General features: G+C 71.0%; 16 protein-coding genes. 6 read left to right on the forward strand and 10 right to left on the reverse strand.

Going from position 1 to position 15,561, the window contains the following annotated elements; all coding sequences use genetic code 11:
* Positions 1-66 precede the first annotated feature (66 nt).
* Positions 67-1,230, forward strand: coding sequence for an N-acetylmuramoyl-L-alanine amidase (locus tag ACTFTM_RS01005; RefSeq protein ID WP_449564013.1), 1,164 nt, complete (start codon positions 67-69; stop codon positions 1,228-1,230).
* Between the two features lie 5 nt (positions 1,231-1,235).
* Here the strand turns inward: ACTFTM_RS01005 and ACTFTM_RS01010 are convergent, their stop codons facing one another.
* The gene (locus tag ACTFTM_RS01010; RefSeq protein ID WP_449564014.1) at positions 1,236-1,901 is read right to left on the reverse strand and encodes a GNAT family N-acetyltransferase; all 666 of its coding nucleotides are present in this window, start codon (positions 1,899-1,901) and stop codon (positions 1,236-1,238) included.
* Between the two features lie 25 nt (positions 1,902-1,926).
* Here ACTFTM_RS01010 and ACTFTM_RS01015 point away from each other — a divergent pair, with 25 nt between their 5' ends.
* The 3 genes from ACTFTM_RS01015 to ACTFTM_RS01025 all read left to right on the forward strand — a co-directional run bounded on the left by ACTFTM_RS01015 (position 1,927) and on the right by ACTFTM_RS01025 (position 4,511).
* Positions 1,927-2,100, forward strand: coding sequence for a hypothetical protein (locus ACTFTM_RS01015; RefSeq protein ID WP_449564015.1), 174 nt, complete (start codon positions 1,927-1,929; stop codon positions 2,098-2,100).
* An 88-nt stretch (positions 2,101-2,188) separates the two neighbouring features.
* Entirely contained in the window at positions 2,189-3,502 is a 1,314-nt protein-coding gene (locus ACTFTM_RS01020) for an aminotransferase-like domain-containing protein (RefSeq protein WP_449564016.1), read from the forward strand.
* 7 nt (positions 3,503-3,509) lie between these two features.
* Entirely contained in the window at positions 3,510-4,511 is a 1,002-nt protein-coding gene (locus ACTFTM_RS01025) for a D-alanine--D-alanine ligase family protein (protein ID WP_449564017.1), read from the forward strand.
* 254 nt (positions 4,512-4,765) lie between these two features.
* Here ACTFTM_RS01025 and ACTFTM_RS01030 read toward each other — a convergent pair whose 3' ends face one another.
* The 3 genes from ACTFTM_RS01030 to ACTFTM_RS01040 all read right to left on the reverse strand — a co-directional run bounded on the left by ACTFTM_RS01030 (position 4,766) and on the right by ACTFTM_RS01040 (position 8,503).
* The gene (locus ACTFTM_RS01030) at positions 4,766-5,860 is read right to left on the reverse strand and encodes a hypothetical protein (protein WP_449564018.1); all 1,095 of its coding nucleotides are present in this window, start codon (positions 5,858-5,860) and stop codon (positions 4,766-4,768) included.
* Between the two features lie 615 nt (positions 5,861-6,475).
* Positions 6,476-7,498 carry a ParB/RepB/Spo0J family partition protein gene (locus tag ACTFTM_RS01035; protein ID WP_449564019.1) on the reverse strand — a complete coding sequence of 341 codons (1,023 nt, stop codon included), beginning with the start codon at positions 7,496-7,498 and terminating at the stop codon, positions 6,476-6,478.
* A 27-nt stretch (positions 7,499-7,525) separates the two neighbouring features.
* Positions 7,526-8,503: a ParA family protein gene (locus ACTFTM_RS01040; protein WP_449566506.1), complete on the reverse strand. Its 978-nt coding sequence runs from the start codon at positions 8,501-8,503 to the stop codon at positions 7,526-7,528.
* Between ACTFTM_RS01040 and ACTFTM_RS01045 the strand changes: the two genes are divergently transcribed.
* Entirely contained in the window at positions 8,448-8,756 is a 309-nt protein-coding gene (locus tag ACTFTM_RS01045) for a hypothetical protein (RefSeq protein ID WP_449566789.1), read from the forward strand. The two genes, ACTFTM_RS01040 and ACTFTM_RS01045, sit on opposite strands and share 56 nt — an antisense overlap.
* Before the next feature lie 329 nt (positions 8,757-9,085).
* On the opposite strand, the gene rsmG is transcribed toward ACTFTM_RS01045, so the two are convergent.
* The 6 genes from rsmG to rpmH form a co-directional block, all read right to left on the reverse strand.
* On the reverse strand, positions 9,086-9,784 hold the full coding sequence (rsmG, locus tag ACTFTM_RS01050) for a 16S rRNA (guanine(527)-N(7))-methyltransferase RsmG (RefSeq protein ID WP_449566507.1): 699 nt from the start codon (positions 9,782-9,784) through the stop codon (positions 9,086-9,088).
* 137 nt (positions 9,785-9,921) lie between these two features.
* Positions 9,922-10,536: a Jag family protein gene (locus ACTFTM_RS01055; protein ID WP_449564020.1), complete on the reverse strand. Its 615-nt coding sequence runs from the start codon at positions 10,534-10,536 to the stop codon at positions 9,922-9,924.
* 217 nt (positions 10,537-10,753) lie between these two features.
* Positions 10,754-11,743: a membrane protein insertase YidC gene (gene yidC, locus ACTFTM_RS01060; protein ID WP_449564021.1), complete on the reverse strand. Its 990-nt coding sequence runs from the start codon at positions 11,741-11,743 to the stop codon at positions 10,754-10,756.
* Positions 11,740-12,033, reverse strand: coding sequence for a membrane protein insertion efficiency factor YidD (gene yidD / locus ACTFTM_RS01065; protein ID WP_449564022.1), 294 nt, complete (start codon positions 12,031-12,033; stop codon positions 11,740-11,742). Before yidD ends, yidC begins: the two co-directional genes overlap by 4 nt.
* Positions 12,030-12,446, reverse strand: coding sequence for a ribonuclease P protein component (rnpA, locus tag ACTFTM_RS01070; RefSeq protein ID WP_449564023.1), 417 nt, complete (start codon positions 12,444-12,446; stop codon positions 12,030-12,032). Before rnpA ends, yidD begins: the two co-directional genes overlap by 4 nt.
* A gap of 34 nt (positions 12,447-12,480) precedes the next feature.
* Complete coding sequence (gene rpmH, locus ACTFTM_RS01075) at positions 12,481-12,618, reverse strand: 50S ribosomal protein L34 (RefSeq protein ID WP_007453904.1); 138 nt, start codon at positions 12,616-12,618, stop codon at positions 12,481-12,483.
* Positions 12,619-13,240: 622 nt separating this feature from the next.
* Between rpmH and dnaA the strand changes: the two genes are divergently transcribed.
* Positions 13,241-15,067, forward strand: coding sequence for a chromosomal replication initiator protein DnaA (dnaA, locus tag ACTFTM_RS01080; protein ID WP_449564024.1), 1,827 nt, complete (start codon positions 13,241-13,243; stop codon positions 15,065-15,067).
* Positions 15,068-15,561 lie beyond the last annotated feature (494 nt).

A 15,561-nucleotide genomic window follows, 5' to 3' on the forward strand; every position in this document is an offset into this window, starting at 1 on the left:
CCGAACGCATAGCCTCAAGCCAGGGCCGCCGCCCGGCCAGCCAGACTCGTGCAGAGGGGGTCGTGCGTGCGTCCGATTCGACCCGGAGACCGGGGACCCGCGGTCACGGAGATCCGTACCATCCTCACCGGCCTCGACCTGCTCGCCGCCAGCGGCCCGCAGAGCGACGAGTTCGACCTGGCCACCGAACGCGCGGTCCGCGCGTTCCAGCAGTCCCGAGGGCTCAGCGTGGACGGGCGGGTCGGCTCGGAGACCTGGGGCGCGCTGGAGGCCGCACGTTGGCGGCTCGGCGCCCGCACCCTCTACCACGCGGTCCCCGAGCCGCTCACCGGCGAGGATGTCCGGTCGCTGCAGGAGCGGCTGCTGGAGATGGGGTACGACGTCGGCCGCGCCGACGCCATCTACGGCATCCGGACGTCCCGGGCCGTGGCCCAGTTCCAGCGCGAGGTGGGCCTGGCGCCCGACGGCTCCTGCGGCCCCCACACGATGGACGCGCTGCGCCGGATCGGTCGCAAGGTCGTCGGCGGTCGCCCCCAGTGGCTGCGTGAGTCCGACGCGATCCGCCAGTCCGGACCGGCGCTTGTCGGTAAGACGGTGGTCATCGACCCCGGCCACGGTGGCACCGACCCCGGGATGGTGGTGCCGGACGGTCCGCTGCGCTGGACGGAGGCCGACCTCGTGCACGACCTGGCGAGCCGGCTGGAGGGACGCCTCGCCGCGTCCGGCGTCCGGGTCCAGCTCACCCGGGGTCCCGCACCCGACGCGTGCCTACCCGACACCGACCGGGCGCTGTTGGCGAATTCGCTCGGCGCGGACGTGTTCATCTCGCTGCACCTCGACGGGCACGCCAACCCGGACGCCGAAGGGGTGGCGACCTACCACTACGGCACCGACAACGGGGTGACCTCGGCGACCGGTGAACGGTTGGCGGGCCTGGTGCAGCGGGAGATCGTGGCACGGACCGGGCTGCGGGACTGCCGTACGCACGCCAAGGCGTGGGACCTGCTGCGGCTGACGCGGATGCCGGCGGTCCGGGTCGAGGTCGGCTATCTCACCTCGCCCGTGGACCGCGCCCGGCTCGTCGACCCCCGCTTCCGCGACCGGGTGGTGGAGGCGATCGTGGCCGCAGTCCAGCGCATGTACTACCCGATCGAGCGGGACGTGCCGACCGGCTCGATCGACGTCAGCGAACTGCGTGCGGTCGTGGCCGCCGGCACCGTGGTCGACTGACCCGCTCAGCCACCCGCGGAGCGGGTGGCCGGGGCGGGCCGGACCGGCCGCAGCAACGTCTCCGGGCTCATCGAGCCGAGCAGCTTCTCGAGCGCGTACTCGACGTCGGACTTCCAGCTCAGCGCCGTACGCAGTTCGAGGCGCAGCCGGGGGAAGCGGGGATGCGGACGTACCGTCTTGAAGCCGACGGAGAGGAAGAAGTCGGCCGGAGCCACGCACCCGCCGGCCGGATCATCGGCGTCACCGAACTTGGCGTCGCCGAACGCCTCGATCGCCTTGATCCCCCGTTTGGTCAGGTCCCGGGCGACGCCCTGCACCAACATCCGGCCCAATCCACCCCCGGCGAACGCGGCCACCACGTTGGCGGTCATCAACAGCGCGGCATCGGCCGAGACGGGCGACGTCGGAAAGGCCATCGAGCGGGGAACGTAGGCGGGTGGCGCGTACATCACGAAGCCCGCCGGCATGCCGTCGACGTACGCGAGCTTGCCGCAGGACCCCCACTCCAGCAGGGTCTGGGAGACCCACGCCTCCTTCTCCAGGCCCGGGTCACCGGCGGCGCACGCCCGGTCGGCGGAGACCGGGTCAAGCTCCCAGTAGACGCACTGGCGGCAGGGGCGCGGAAGATCCTCCAGCGTGTCGAGGGTCAGGCTGACCAGACGTCGCGACATATGGCGCATCCCCACAATAGGCTCGGTGGTGAGACCGGCATGGAACGACAGCGCCGCCTTCCTGCCCCCGACGAGCGATCGTACGCCGCCGATCGACCGTACGGGAGGGGACGCGCAGATCCCCACCCCCGGCGGGCGGTCGGTCCGCCATGTGGTCGATCCGTTCCGGCAGGGCGGCAACCGGGCCCCGGCCGACTAGGATCGACAATCGGTGTGCCGCGGCCATGGTCACGAGCGGGCGGGGTACCCGGGGCGGTAGCCACCCGAGCAGCGATCGAGGTGAGGTCATGACCGGCACGACACTCGACGACTACACCGACCGGTACGCCCGGCGTGTACGCGGGATGACCGCCTCCGAGATCCGAGCACTCTTCGCGGTGGCCAGTCGACCGGAGGTCGTGTCGCTCGCCGGCGGCGCCCCGTACATCGCCGCGCTGCCCCTCGACGCGGTCGGCGAGATGCTGGGTCGGCTCGGCTCCGAGCACGGGAGCACCACCCTCCAGTACGGCATCGGCCAGGGCACCCTCGAGCTGCGCGAGCGGATTTGCGAGGTGATGGCGCTCTCCGGCATCGACGCCGCGTGCGGCGCCTCGCCCGACGACGTGGTGGTCACGGTGGGCGGCCAGCAGGCCCTCGACCTGGTCGCCCGGCTCTTCCTCGACCCGGGTGACGTGGTGCTCGCCGAGGGCCCGACCTACGTGGGCGCGCTAGGGGTGTTCCAGGCCGCCCAGGCGCAGGTGGTGCACGTGCCGATGGACGCCGACGGTCTGATCCCCGAGGCGTTGGAGACGGCTATCGCCGACCTCGCCCGGGCCGGCCGGCGGGTCAAGTTCCTCTACACGATCCCCACCTACCAGAACCCGGCCGGCGTGACGCTCAGCGAGGAGCGCCGCGAGCGCGTCCTCGACATCTGCGAGCGCGCCGGGCTGCTCGTGGTCGAGGACGACCCGTACGGCCAACTGGGTTTCGAGGGTGAGGCCCCCGCGCCGCTGCGGGCCCGGCGGCGCGACGGCGTCTTCTACCTCAGCACCTTCTCCAAGACGTTCGCCCCCGGCCTGCGGGTGGGGTGGATCCTGGCGCCGCACGCGGTCCGCGACAAGCTGGTCATCGCCAGCGAGGCGCAGATCCTCTGCCCCAGCGTCTACGCCCAGTCCGCCGTCTCCACCTATCTCGGCACGATGCCGTGGCGGCAGCAGCTCAAGGTCTACCGCGAGGTCTACCGGGAACGGCGCGACGCCCTGCTCGACGCGTTGGCCGATCTGATGCCCGAAGGCACCACCTGGACCACCCCGGCCGGCGGGCTCTTCGTCTGGGCCACCCTTCCGGAAGGCCTGGACTCCAAGGCCATGATGCCGCGTGCCATCGCCGCCCGGGTCGCCTACGTGCCCGGTACCGGCTTCTACGCCGACGGCACGGGCACCGACGCGATGCGGCTGAACTTCAGCTTCCCGCCCCCGGAGCGCATCCGTGAGGGCGTACGCCGGTTGGCGGGTGTCATGGAGCAGGAACTCGCCACCCGGCGCGTCTTCGGCGCCGTTGGCGGTGTCGCCGGCCGTCGCGGCCGGCCCGGCTCCGACGTGCCGGGTCCCGACTTGGCATGATGCCGGCATGGGTACGACCGCTGCCGAGCGCTTCTCCGTGACCGATTCCGCCGTCGCGGCCGACCTGCGAGTGCTGGTTCTCGCCGGCGGACTCTCCTACGAGCGGGACGTGTCGCTGCGCTCCGGCCGACGGGTACTCGACGCCCTGCGTGCCGTCGGGGTCGACGCCGAGATGCGGGACGCCGACGTGGCCCTCCTGCCGTCCCTCACGGCCGATCCGCCGGACGCCGTCGTGATCGCCCTGCACGGCGCGACCGGCGAGGACGGCTCGCTGCGCGGAGTGCTGGACCTGTGCGGCATCCCCTACGTCGGCTGTGACGCCCGGTCCTCCCGGCTCGCCTGGGACAAGCCCTCGGCCAAGGCGGTGCTGCGCGAGGCCGGCATCCCCACCCCCGACTGGGTGGCCCTGCCGCACGACCGCTTCTCCGAACTCGGCGCCGTCGCCGTGCTGGACCGCATCGCCGACCGGCTCGGCCTGCCGCTGATGGTCAAGCCGGCGCAGGGCGGCTCCGGACTGGGCGCCGCCGTGGTCCGGGACGCCGCGTCACTCCCGGCCGCGATGGTCGGTTGCTTCGCGTACGACTCGACGGCCCTCGTCGAGCGGTACGTATCCGGGATCGACGTGGCGGTCTCCGTGGTCGACCTGGGAGACGGTCCGCAGGCGCTGCCACCGGTGGAGATCGTGCCGCGCAACGGCGTGTACGACTACGCCGCCCGCTACACCGCCGGCCGCACCACGTGGCACGCTCCCGCCCGCTTGGAGCCGGAGGTGGCCGCCGCGGTGGCCGACGTGGCGCTCGCCGCGCACACCGCGCTCGGGCTGCGGGACCTGTCCCGGGTCGACGTGATCGTGGACGCCGAGGGTCGCCCGCACGTGCTGGAGGTCAACGTCTCGCCCGGCATGACGGAAACCTCGCTGCTGCCGCTGGCCGTCCAGGCGGCCGGCCTGGACTTCGGCCGGCTGGTCGGCTCGCTGGTCACCCGGGCCGCCGCCCGCCACTCGTCCTGACCCGGTCTCGTACCGGCTACGGGTTCGCTGCACGCGGCGCTGCCGTCCGGCTGTTCGCGGCGCTCCCGGTTCGCTGCTCTCGATGCTGCCGGTTCGCTCACTCTCGATGCTGGCGTCCCGCTGCACGCGGCGCTCCCGTGCCGCTGCACGCGGTTCTGCCTCCCGCTGTTCGCGGCCTTGCCGGTCGTGGATCGCGGTTACGGGAGGGCTGGCGGCGGGATACCCACTCCGCCAACCCCACCCGTAACCGGTAATCAGTGCGCGGCGCTCACGTCGGGCGGGGTGATCCCGTCCTCGCTGGCGTCGTCGGTGGGGCTCCTGCGCGGCGACGGGACGACCGCACTCCGGGTGGCATGGTTCTCGGCGTCGCGTTCCGGCCCGGCGTCGCGTCCCGGCCCGGCGTCGCGTCCCGACCCGGTAATCGGCGCGGCATCGGCAGCCGGCTCGACCGTCGGGTTGAACGCGGCCGCGGACGCCGGTTCGACTGCCGTGTCATCGCCATCGCGCTCGCCGCTGTCACCGCTGCCCGCGCTGTCATCGGGGTTGTCGCCGTCACCGCGATCGTGGTCGCCGACGGAGGTGACTGCCGGATCGCGGTCCACGACCGAGGAGTCGGTCGCAGGGCCCCCGTCGTCGCGGCTGTGACCGCTGGCCTCCTCGATCGCCGGTTCCGGAATCTCCTCGGCCGCCTCGATGACCGATACGGCGTCTTCCTCGTTGGCCGCGGCGTGCGCCGCAGCAGCGGACTGGGCCAGCAGGCTCGACGGGGCCTGCCACTGGATGCGGGGCGGCTCGGCCAAGGGTCGGCCACCGAACTCGGCGAGCCAGGCGGCGACGAGCGCCAGGTTCTCCCGCCACTGCTCCTCGGAGATGGGCGGCAGGATGGAGTCCCACAGGGAGAGGAACGTACCCCGTAGCTGGAGCCGGCCGTACGGCCGAGCGAGGAACCACATGTGCAGGTGAGCGGAACCGTCGCCCCACCGGTTCACGTGCACTCGCGCCACGCCGTCCAGCGATCGGATGGCCCTCTCGAGACGTACCGTCATCACCCCCAGCTCGGCGGCGAGCAGGTTCGGCAGGTCACCCAGGTCGAGGTGGCTCCGCGACTCGAGGATGAGCACCATCGGCAGGCCGGTCGGCCGGTCCATGGCACGGACCCGCCACCGCTCTCCCACCCAGATGTAGGCGTCGTCGGGTGCGTTGCAGGCGGTGCATTCCCGGAGACCCTCGCCCTTGCGGGGCGGTTCGACCGGGACCGGGTCGTCGAGCTGCTTCACCCGCAGCTCGCCCTCGAAGGGAAACGAGGGCCACTGGGTGAAGTCCGGGACTGAGGGAGGGGTGTCACGCACGACGCTGACCCTAACCGAGTCTGGCACCGCTGTCCCTACCTGTTCGACCGGATCCGAACGCCCCGATCAGCGTCCGCCGTCGCCCGCCGTGGTCCGTCACCGTGGGCCGCCGAATCGATATCCACAGGCTGCCGAGGACGCTGATACGCGCGGTCATCCACAGGCCAGCACCCGCTTTCACGCGGCGTTTCACGTGAAACGAGGGGTGCCTGTGGACAACGGGTGTGGATAACTTTTCGCTCCCTCGATCGTTGCGTGGCGACGCGCCAACCGAGCCCTTTGCGGCGAGCGAGCCCGTGACGTCCCGCGCCCCCGGAGTGGCCGTTTCACGTGAAACACCGTTGGCCACCGGCCGGCGTCCGGCCGGGCTCTTGATGTTTGACGCGGGGTGACCCGTACGTCGCCTGAGAGGGCCGCTGCCGCCTTCGAGGGGCCGAGGGGTATCCGAGGTCGGCCCGGCCGCCTGGGGCGCTTGGGCGCGCCGTGACGGACGAATGTGATCGTCCTCGTCCGCCGGACGCCGGATGAAGATGTGTTTCACGTGAAACGGGGCGTACGCGCACGAGGGCCGCGACTCCCGGAGGAGGCGCGGCCCTCGGACGGAGGTCGCGGACGTCAGTCCTGCGTCCCCTCCTCCTGCACGCCGATGATGCCGACGATCCGTTCCAGATCATCCACGGTGGCGAACTCGATGGTGATCTTGCCCTTGCTCCGGCCGATGTCGACCTTGACCCGGGTGTCGAAACGGTCCGACAGGCGGTCGGCCAGATCCGACAGGGCCGGCGCGTGGGGCTTCGGTCGCCGCTTGGCGGCCTGCCCCTTGGCCGGGCCGTCGTTCAGTGTCAGGGCGACGATCTCCTCGGTCGCCCGCACCGACAGCCCTTCGGCGACGATCCGCAGCGCCAGCTGATCCTGGGCCTCCGAGTCGTCGAGGCTGAGCAGTGCGCGGGCGTGACCGGCGGAGAGGATGCCGGCGGCAACCCGGCGCTGCACCTGCGCCGGCAGGTTGAGGAGTCGGATCGTGTTGGAGATCTGCGGACGGCTGCGGCCGATCCGGCGGGCCAGTTCCTCGTGGGTGGCGCCGAACTCCTCCAGCAACTGCTGGTACGCGGCGGCCTCCTCCAGCGGGTTCAAGTTGGCCCGGTGGATGTTCTCCAGCAGCGCGTCACGGAGCATGGCGTCGTCGCGGGTGTCCCGGACGATGGCCGGGATGTTGTCGCGCCCCACCGCCTGGGCGGCCCGCCAACGGCGCTCGCCCATCACCAGCTCGTACTTCTCGTCGTCGAGCTGGCGCACGACGATCGGCTGGAGGAAGCCGACCTCGCGGATGGAGGTCTTCAGCTCCTCCAACGCCTCCTCGTCGAAGACCTGACGGGGCTGCTTCGGGTTCGGCATGATCGCGTCGACCGGGATCTCCGCGAACCGAGCACCCGGCACCGGGCTGAGCACGGGCTCCGGCTGGTGGACGGCGACACTTGCCGGGGCCGTGTGGGCGGCGCTTGAGGGGACGCCCTCGTCAGCGTCGACACTCCCGTTCTCCGGCTCGGCCGTCACGGTGCCGGCGGCACCCGGCACAGGCCCGGTCGGGATGAGGGCACCAAGGCCCCGTCCCAGACCGCCCCGAGGACGGTTCTTCATGCCACGCCTCCCAGCGACTCGTCCCCACTACGCATTCCGGCCCACCGGCTCCTTGACGCCGCGCTCGGCGATCTCCTGGGCTGCCTCGAAGTAACTCGTGGCACCCCGCGATCCGGGATCGTAGGTCATCACCGACTGGCCGTAGCTGGGTGCCTCCGACACCCGCACGTTACGGGGGATGACCGCCTGGAGAACCTTGTCGCCGAAGTGGTTCCGGACGTCCTGCTCGACCGCGTCCGCGAGACGGGTACGGCGGTCGTACATGGTGAGCAGGATGGTGGAGACGTCGAGCTTCGGGTTGAGGTGCTGCCGCACCAGGTTGATGTTGTTGATCAGCTGGTTGAGGCCCTCCAGCGCGTAGTACTCGCACTGGATGGGGATCAGCACCTCCTGCGCGGCGACCAGGGCGTTGACCGTGAGCAGGCCGAGCGAGGGCGGGCAGTCGATGAAGACATAGTCGAACTGGCCCGGGTAGGCGGCGATAGCACGGTCGAGGCGGGACTCGCGGGCCACCACCGACACCAGCTCGATCTCCGCGCCGGCGAGGTCGATCGTGGCCGGTACGCACCACAGGTTCGGGATGCCCTCGACCGCCTGCGCCACCTCGGCCAGCGGGACGCTGTTGATCAGGCAGTCGTAGACGTCGGGGATGCCGGTGTGGTGCGGCACGTTCAACCCGGTCGAGGCGTTGCCCTGCGGGTCCAGATCGACCACGAGCACCCGGTTGCCGTGCAGGGCGAGTGCCACCGCGAGGTTGACCGTGGTCGTGGTCTTACCCACGCCGCCCTTCTGGTTGGCGACGCACATGACCCGGGTCCGATCCGGTCGAGGCATGGTCACCTCGCCACTGGGATTCAGGATCTGCACGGCGCGCATCGCCTCCATAGCCAACGGTGGGTCATCCTCTTCGCGCGTCGGGGTTTCAGTTTCACGTGAAACGTACGGGGGGTTGGCCGCAACCGCCGCCAACGACTCGGCCGACGCGACCGGTACGTCGGGAACCACCGGCACGGCGTCGGGCGCCACTGCGGCGGTGGGTTGGTGGGGCACCGCCGCCTCGAAGCGCACCGCCGCAGTCCTGTTCCGCCGACCGGGCGTCTGCCGTACGTCGGCGGCGTTGACGGGTCGGCTCGGGCCGTCGGCCGCCCGACGGCCCGACGTCTCCGGCCCGACGGTCGGAAGCACTGCCTCGTCCGGCGAGGTGAACGGATCGTCGTCCGCCGGAATGGACGCTCCGGCGGGGGACCAGCTCGGGTAGTCGGTTTCACGTGAAACAGGGTCGCTGGTTGACCCGGTCACGCGTGGATCGTCGTACCTGCCGTCGTCATGCACCTGTCATCCCTGCCCGCTTCGGATGGTCGGTCCGCGCCCCGGTCAACTTGGCCACACCCGCTCTCGCACCCCGGAGCGTACGGCCTCTCGGGAGCGGTCGGAGTCCGCGACGTCCGTCGGCCGCTCCACATTATCGACGCGCGGCCAGCCTACGGCGGACGGGCGTGGCCGGTCCACGTCGGGTTCTCAATCCCTTGTCCATCCGTACCGGTACAACGACGCAACCCGTCGACCGGACGCCCGATTGCGCGCTGGTCAGCGACGGCGAGCCCGCCCGCCGCGCGAGCGCTTGCTCGCCGCCGGTCGGGCCGGACCGACCGTCCGCTCCCGGACGATCTCCACCACGGTCGTGGGCGGGTCGATGACGCCGACGCCGCAGAGGTGCACGGTCGCCTCGCTGCCGCCGAGCCGCTCCACGACTGCGGCGTGCTCCTCGATCTCGGCTGCCGCGGAAGAACCTTTGAGTGCCAGCACTCGCCCACCGCGTACGGCGAGCGGTAGGCACCAGGTCGCCAGCCGATCCAGTGGTGCGACCGCGCGGGCGGTCACGACGTCACCGCTGATCGGTTCCCGGCCGCTCGATCCGCTGGCGGCCTCGTCGGCGCGGCCACGGAACACCCGCACCGATCGGGTCAGGCCGAGCCGTTCGACCACCTCGACGAGGAACGACGTCCGCCGGGCGAGTGGCTCGATCAGCGTCACCGTCAGGTCGGGACGCGCGATGGCCAGCACCAGACCGGGCAGCCCGGCGCCGGAGCCCACGTCGAGCACGTTCGCGTCGCTCGGAATGCGCTCGATCACCGCGGCACAGTTGAGAAGGTGACGGTCCCAGATCCGGGGCGCCTCGCGCGGACCGATCAGTCCGCGGACGACGCCGTCGGTGGCCAGCAGTTCGGCGTACGCGGCGGCCAGGTCGAGCCGATCACCGAAGAGGGTGAGCGCGGCCGGAGCCAGTTCGGGCGGCAGCGCGGCGTCGGTCGGCGATGGGCCTCCGTCGCCAGTCTCGTCGGACCGAACAGGGGACGGCCCGGACGGCGTGCCGCCCGGGCCGGTCACGGCATCAGCCGCGGTGTCGTCGTGGGTCAACGGAGTCAGTCCGCCGGGCGTACGACGATGCGACGGTTCGGCTCGACGCCCTCCGACTCGCTGGCCACGCCGGCCATGGCGTTGACCACGTCGTGGACGCACTTGCGCTCGAACGCGTTCATCGCGTCCAGGCGCACCGGCTCGCCGTACTCCTTGACCTTCTCCACGGCGTTCTTGGCGACGGCGGCGAGTTCCTTGCGACGGTTCGCCCGGTAGCCACCGACGTCGAGCAGCAGGCGGCTCGGCGTACCGGTCTGCCGGAAGACGGCGAGCCGGGTCAGCTCCTGGAGCGCCTCCAGGGTGGCGCCGCGCTGACCGACCAGGTTCTGCAGCCGGGAGCCGACCACCTCGACGACGGGACGGCCGCCGGCCACCAGCTCGTCGATGTCGCCGTCGTAGTCGAGGATGTCGAGCAGTCCTTCGACGTAGTCGGCCGCGATCTCGCTCTGCCGGAACAGGTCGCTCTCGCCCGCGCTCTTCTTCTCGCGACCACCGGCCGGGGCCTCGGTGTCGTCGGCCTCGATGTCGTCGGCCTCGGTGTCGTCGCCGTCCACCTCGAGCGTCGCGGTCTCCTCCTCGTCCAGGGACTGCTCGGCGCGGGGGATGCTGGTCTCGGTCACGGTCTCATCTCCGTACTCGCTCGGCCGGACCGTCGGGTCCGCTGGTTTCCCGGGGCCGGCGGGAGGTCGCCGGTGCCCACGGGCACGTCTGTACGGGCAGTGTCGCCCGTGACCGCGCCGTGCGCGGCCGGTTCCGCCCGGCGCCGGCCGTACGGCGGCTGCGCGGTGCGGGGGCCTGGGCCGTCGCCGGTTCCGCCCGGCGACGGCCACACGGCGGTCAGCCCTGCCGCTTGGCGGGGCGGCTCTTCTTCGGGTTGGCCGGCTTGGCGCCCGGCTTCGGGCCGGCCACCTTCGGCGCGGCGGCCTTGACGGGCGCGGCCGGGGCGGCGGGCTTGCCTCGTCCGAAGAGGCCACCGGACTTGGCGGGCTGCACCGGGTTGCGGCTGGCCGCGGGGGCGGTGGCCTTCTTGGCGGTCACCGGCGGCGGGAACTTCCGCAGCACCCACTGCTGCTGGCCGAGGGTGAAGAGGTTGTTCGTGACCCAGTAGATGATCACACCGATCGGGAAAATCGCGCCGGAGATCAGCAGCGAGGCAGGGATGCCGTAGAGCATCAGGCGCTGGATCATCCGCTGCTGCGGGTCCTCGGCCCAGCCGGTCTTGAGGATCATCTGGCGGCTGGTCAGGTAGGTGGTCGCGATCATGACCAGCACCAGGACGCCGGCGATGATCTTGACGGTGGTGCCGTTCGCGCCGAGGCGGGCGAGTTCGTCGGCCGTCGAGCCGAACTTGCCGGCGATCGGGGCGGTGAAGAGCTTGGCGTTGGACGCGCTGTCGAACTGCTCGACCGTCCAGCCGTAGAGCGTCTTGCTCTGCTTGGCCGGGTCGAGGCGACGCAGCACGTGGAAGAGACCGAGGAAGACCGGGATCTGGAGGAACATCGGAAGGCAACCCATCAGCGGGTTGGCCTTCTCCTTCCGGTACAGCTCCATCATCTCTTTCTGGAGCGTCTCCCGGTCACCCTTGTGCTTCTCCTGCAGCTCCTTGACCTTGGGCTGCAGCGCCTGCATCGCACGCTGGGACTTGATCTGCTTGACGAAGACCGGGAACAGGATGACCCGGACGGTGACCACCAGGAAGACGATGGCCAGGATCCAGGCGAAGTTGGTGCCGATCACCGCGTCGACGGGCACCCCGATGGCGTCCCAGGCAGAGTGCCAGGTCAGCAGGATCCACGAAATCGCGAAGTAGATCCAGTCGAGACTCAATTCGGGGCTCCAGTCACATCGACACGGCGGCGACCGCCCGGCTCCGGAACCGGGTCATGTCCACCAGGGTGAAAGGGGTGGCAGCGCAGCAACCGCCGGACCGCCAGCACGGCCCCCCGGAACGCACCGTGCCGTACGAGCGCCTCCTGGGCGTACGCACTGCACGACGGGTAGAACCGGCAGCGTGCCGGCAGTGCCGGACTTATCCACCGACGGTACGCGATGATGGGCGCGATCAGCACCCTGGCACCGGTTGACGGCGGACGTGTGGCGATCGGATCGGCGCTCACCGGGTTCGCCTCTCGCGTGGCGACCGGGCAACCGCGATGGCGGCGTCCAGGTCGGTGGTGAGCCGGGCGTACGACGCCTCGGCCGCGGCCGGCAGCGCCCGGACGACCAGGGTGCTGCCATCGGGCAGCGCGCCCAGCCGCTCTGAGACCAGCGCCCGTAGTCGCCGCCGGACCTTGTTGCGGACCACCGCGTTGCCGACAGCCTTGGATACGACGAAGCCGGCGCGGGCCGGGGCGGAGGGTTGCTCCGCGCCAGGCTCTCGCGCCGGCTTCGGCGAGGTCGTTGTGCTGTGGTCGGTGGCCGCCGGCATGGTCAGGTGGACCACGACGGCGCCTCGGCCGACGCGTCGGCCACCGCGAACCGCTGCGGCGAAGTCAGTGCTGCGCCGCAGTCGCTGTGCGGCGGCCAGCACGACTGCCCACGTCCCCCGGACCGGCCCGGTCGGCTCAGGCCGACAGGGTGGTACGACCCTTGGCGCGGCGGCTCGAGAGGATGGCACGGCCGGCACGGGTGCGCATGCGCAGCCGGAAGCCGTGGGTCTTCGCGCGCCGGCGGTTGTTCGGCTGGTAGGTGCGCTTGCTCACGTCAGGCTCTCCGTTTTCGTACGCGCCCCGAGCGACGGGATCGCCGGGGTCGTGGGGTGGTCCAGGCCACCTCGACGATGGCCACCGTTCGGTGCTGCCCTGCGGAGCGGGACCAGCGGTGCGGGGACGCGACCGCGGACAGCAAGCACCCATCACCCTAGCAGAGGGCGAGAGAGCAGCCGCTCCAGCCTACGCAGGGGTGCAATGACCGTCAAACATCCGCAGCGGGGAGGTCAGGACGCGCCCGGGACCGAAGGGACGGTTTTCGCTGATGCCGACAAGGTCGCCGTGGCGTCGCCGGTTGATGGGGCAGGGACAACGCTGTTACCGTGCCCGATTGCGGTGAGCGTCGGATGCTCCGGTCGTCGCGCGCAGGCAAGACCGGACACGCTGGTGAATCGTTCGGCACGGTGAACCCGCTTCAGCGGCCGTCCAGGCAGGGGCAGGTCCCGCGCCCGGCGGGCGGCCACAATCGGTCGGTGCACAGGCTGTGGATAACCTGTGGACGAGCGCTGGTCAGTTGTCCGGGTGGGTGATGTTCCACCCGTGCACGCGGCGGGCCCGGGACGGGCGGCTGGCAGACAGCGGCGGCCGGGAGCAGAGGCGAGGGGGTGGCACGACGGTGGCCGGTACGACCGACCTTGCCGCGGTGTGGTTGGCGGCGACCGACGAGCTCGCCGACGAGATCATCTCCGCCCAGCAGCGCGCCTACCTCCGGTTGACCCGGCTGCGGGCGATCGTCGAGGACACCGCGCTGCTCTCGGTACCGGACGCGTTCACCCGGGACGTGATCGAGTCGCGGCTCCGCCCGGCGATCACCGAGGCGCTGACCCGCCGGCTCGGCCGGCCGATCCAGGTTGCCGTGACCGTGCGGGTGGCCGAGGACGCCACCGGCCGCCCGGCCGGCACCGTGTACCGCAGCACCCCGGAGCCCGGGCCACTCGACGTCGACGAACCGCCGTCGGGGCCGTTCGGAGACGAGTACGCCGGTCGGTCCGTCACCGACGAAGCGGTCGGTGAGCAGCTCGCACCACGGCTGCCCGAGACCGCCGTACCGCCCGCGCCGGCCGGTCCACCTTCCTCGGCGACCAGGGACGGGCACCGGCCCGGGCTGATCCCGAACAGCCGGGACGGGCAGGAGGCGCTGTTCAGCGCGGCCTTCGTCGAGCCGATGCGGTCGCCTCGACCGGCACCCGAACGGCGGGGGTACGACGAGCAGGCGGCCCGCCTCGACCCGCCCGGCCCCGACACCCGACCGTACGAGCCCCGCTACCGGGAGGACGCCACGTCGCCCCGGGACCAGCATGTGATCCGTCCGCTCCCCCGGGAGGGGGCGACGGACAGCGGCCCGGGTCGTAGCGGGATGGAGCACCGCCCCGGCGGGCGGGACGACCGCCGACTGCCCGGCACCGACACCGGCGGCAACCGGTTGAACCCGAAGTACATGTTCGAGACGTTCGTCATCGGCTCGTCCAACCGGTTCGCCCACGCGGCGAGCGTGGCGGTGGCCGAGTCGCCGGCGAAGGCGTACAACCCGCTGTTCATCTACGGCAGCTCCGGGTTGGGCAAGACGCACCTGCTGCACGCCATCGGGCACTACGCCACGACGCTCGGCAACGCCCGGTCGGTGCGGTACGTCTCGACCGAGGAGTTCACCAACGACTTCATCAACTCGCTCCGGGACGACAAGACCAGTGCGTTCCAGCGGCGCTACCGCGACGTCGACATCCTGCTGATCGACGACATCCAGTTCCTGGAGAACCGCGAGCGCACGCAGGAGGAGTTCTTCCACACCTTCAACACCCTGCACAACGCCAACAAGCAGATCGTGATCACCTCGGACCGGTCGCCGAAGCAGTTGGCCACGTTGGAGGACCGGCTGCGGACGCGCTTCGAGTGGGGTCTGCTGGCCGACATCCAGCCACCGGACCTGGAGACGCGGATCGCGATCCTGCAGAAGAAGGCGGCGCAGGAACGCCTCTACGCCCCGCCGGACGTGCTGGAGTTCATCGCCTCCCGGGTGTCGAACTCGATCCGGGAGCTGGAGGGCGCGCTGATCCGGGTGACCGCGTTCGCCAGCCTCACCCGGTCGACGGTGGAGCTGTCGCTCGCCGAGGAGGTGCTGCGGGACTTCATCCCGGACGGCGCCGGTCCGGAGATCACGGCGGACCAGATCATGGTCTCCACGGCCGACTACTTCGGCGTGAGCCTGGAGGATCTGCGCGGCCAGTCCCGCTCGCGCGTCCTGGTCAACGCCCGCCAGGTCGCCATGTACCTGTGCCGGGAGCTGACCGAGTTGTCGTTGCCGAGGATCGGGCAGGCATTCGGCGGGCGGGACCACACCACGGTCATGCACGCGGACCGCAAGATCCGCCAGCAGATGGCCGAGCGGCGCTCGCTCTACAACCAGATCGCCGAGCTGACCAACCGGATCAAGCAGAACACCTGAGGGGTACGCCACCACGCGCCCCGGGACACGCCCGGCCGGATCTCCGGCCGGGCGTTCTTGTCTGGACGTCGCGCCGCCTCGATCCGGCTCCGACGGCGCTCGTTGCGCCGCCCGTCGAGGGCTTCGGCTTGACCCTCGACATGGTGTAGGCCACAGGATCGGTGCCGTGTCCACCTCGAAACTCACTCGTTGTCCACAACTCGTTATCCACCGACGGTGGATAACTACGGTCGGTCTCGCGTCGGTTACCCACAGGCTGTGGAGAAACCCTGTGTACGACGCTGTGGACGCCTGGGGACAACGACGAGGTTATCCACCGATGATCGTCCACCTGTGTACGAGCTGTTGAAGGTTCTGGGGACAACCGCAATAGTGATCTTCTCGGCCGTCCACAGGCTTGGGGAGAAAGTCGGTGGATTACCGGTGGACAACCGGTGGACAACGGTGGACAACCGGCCCGGGTCGCCGGGTTGTGGACAAGTGACGCGGTTTCA

Source organism: Micromonospora sp. RB23, assembly GCF_053585025.1.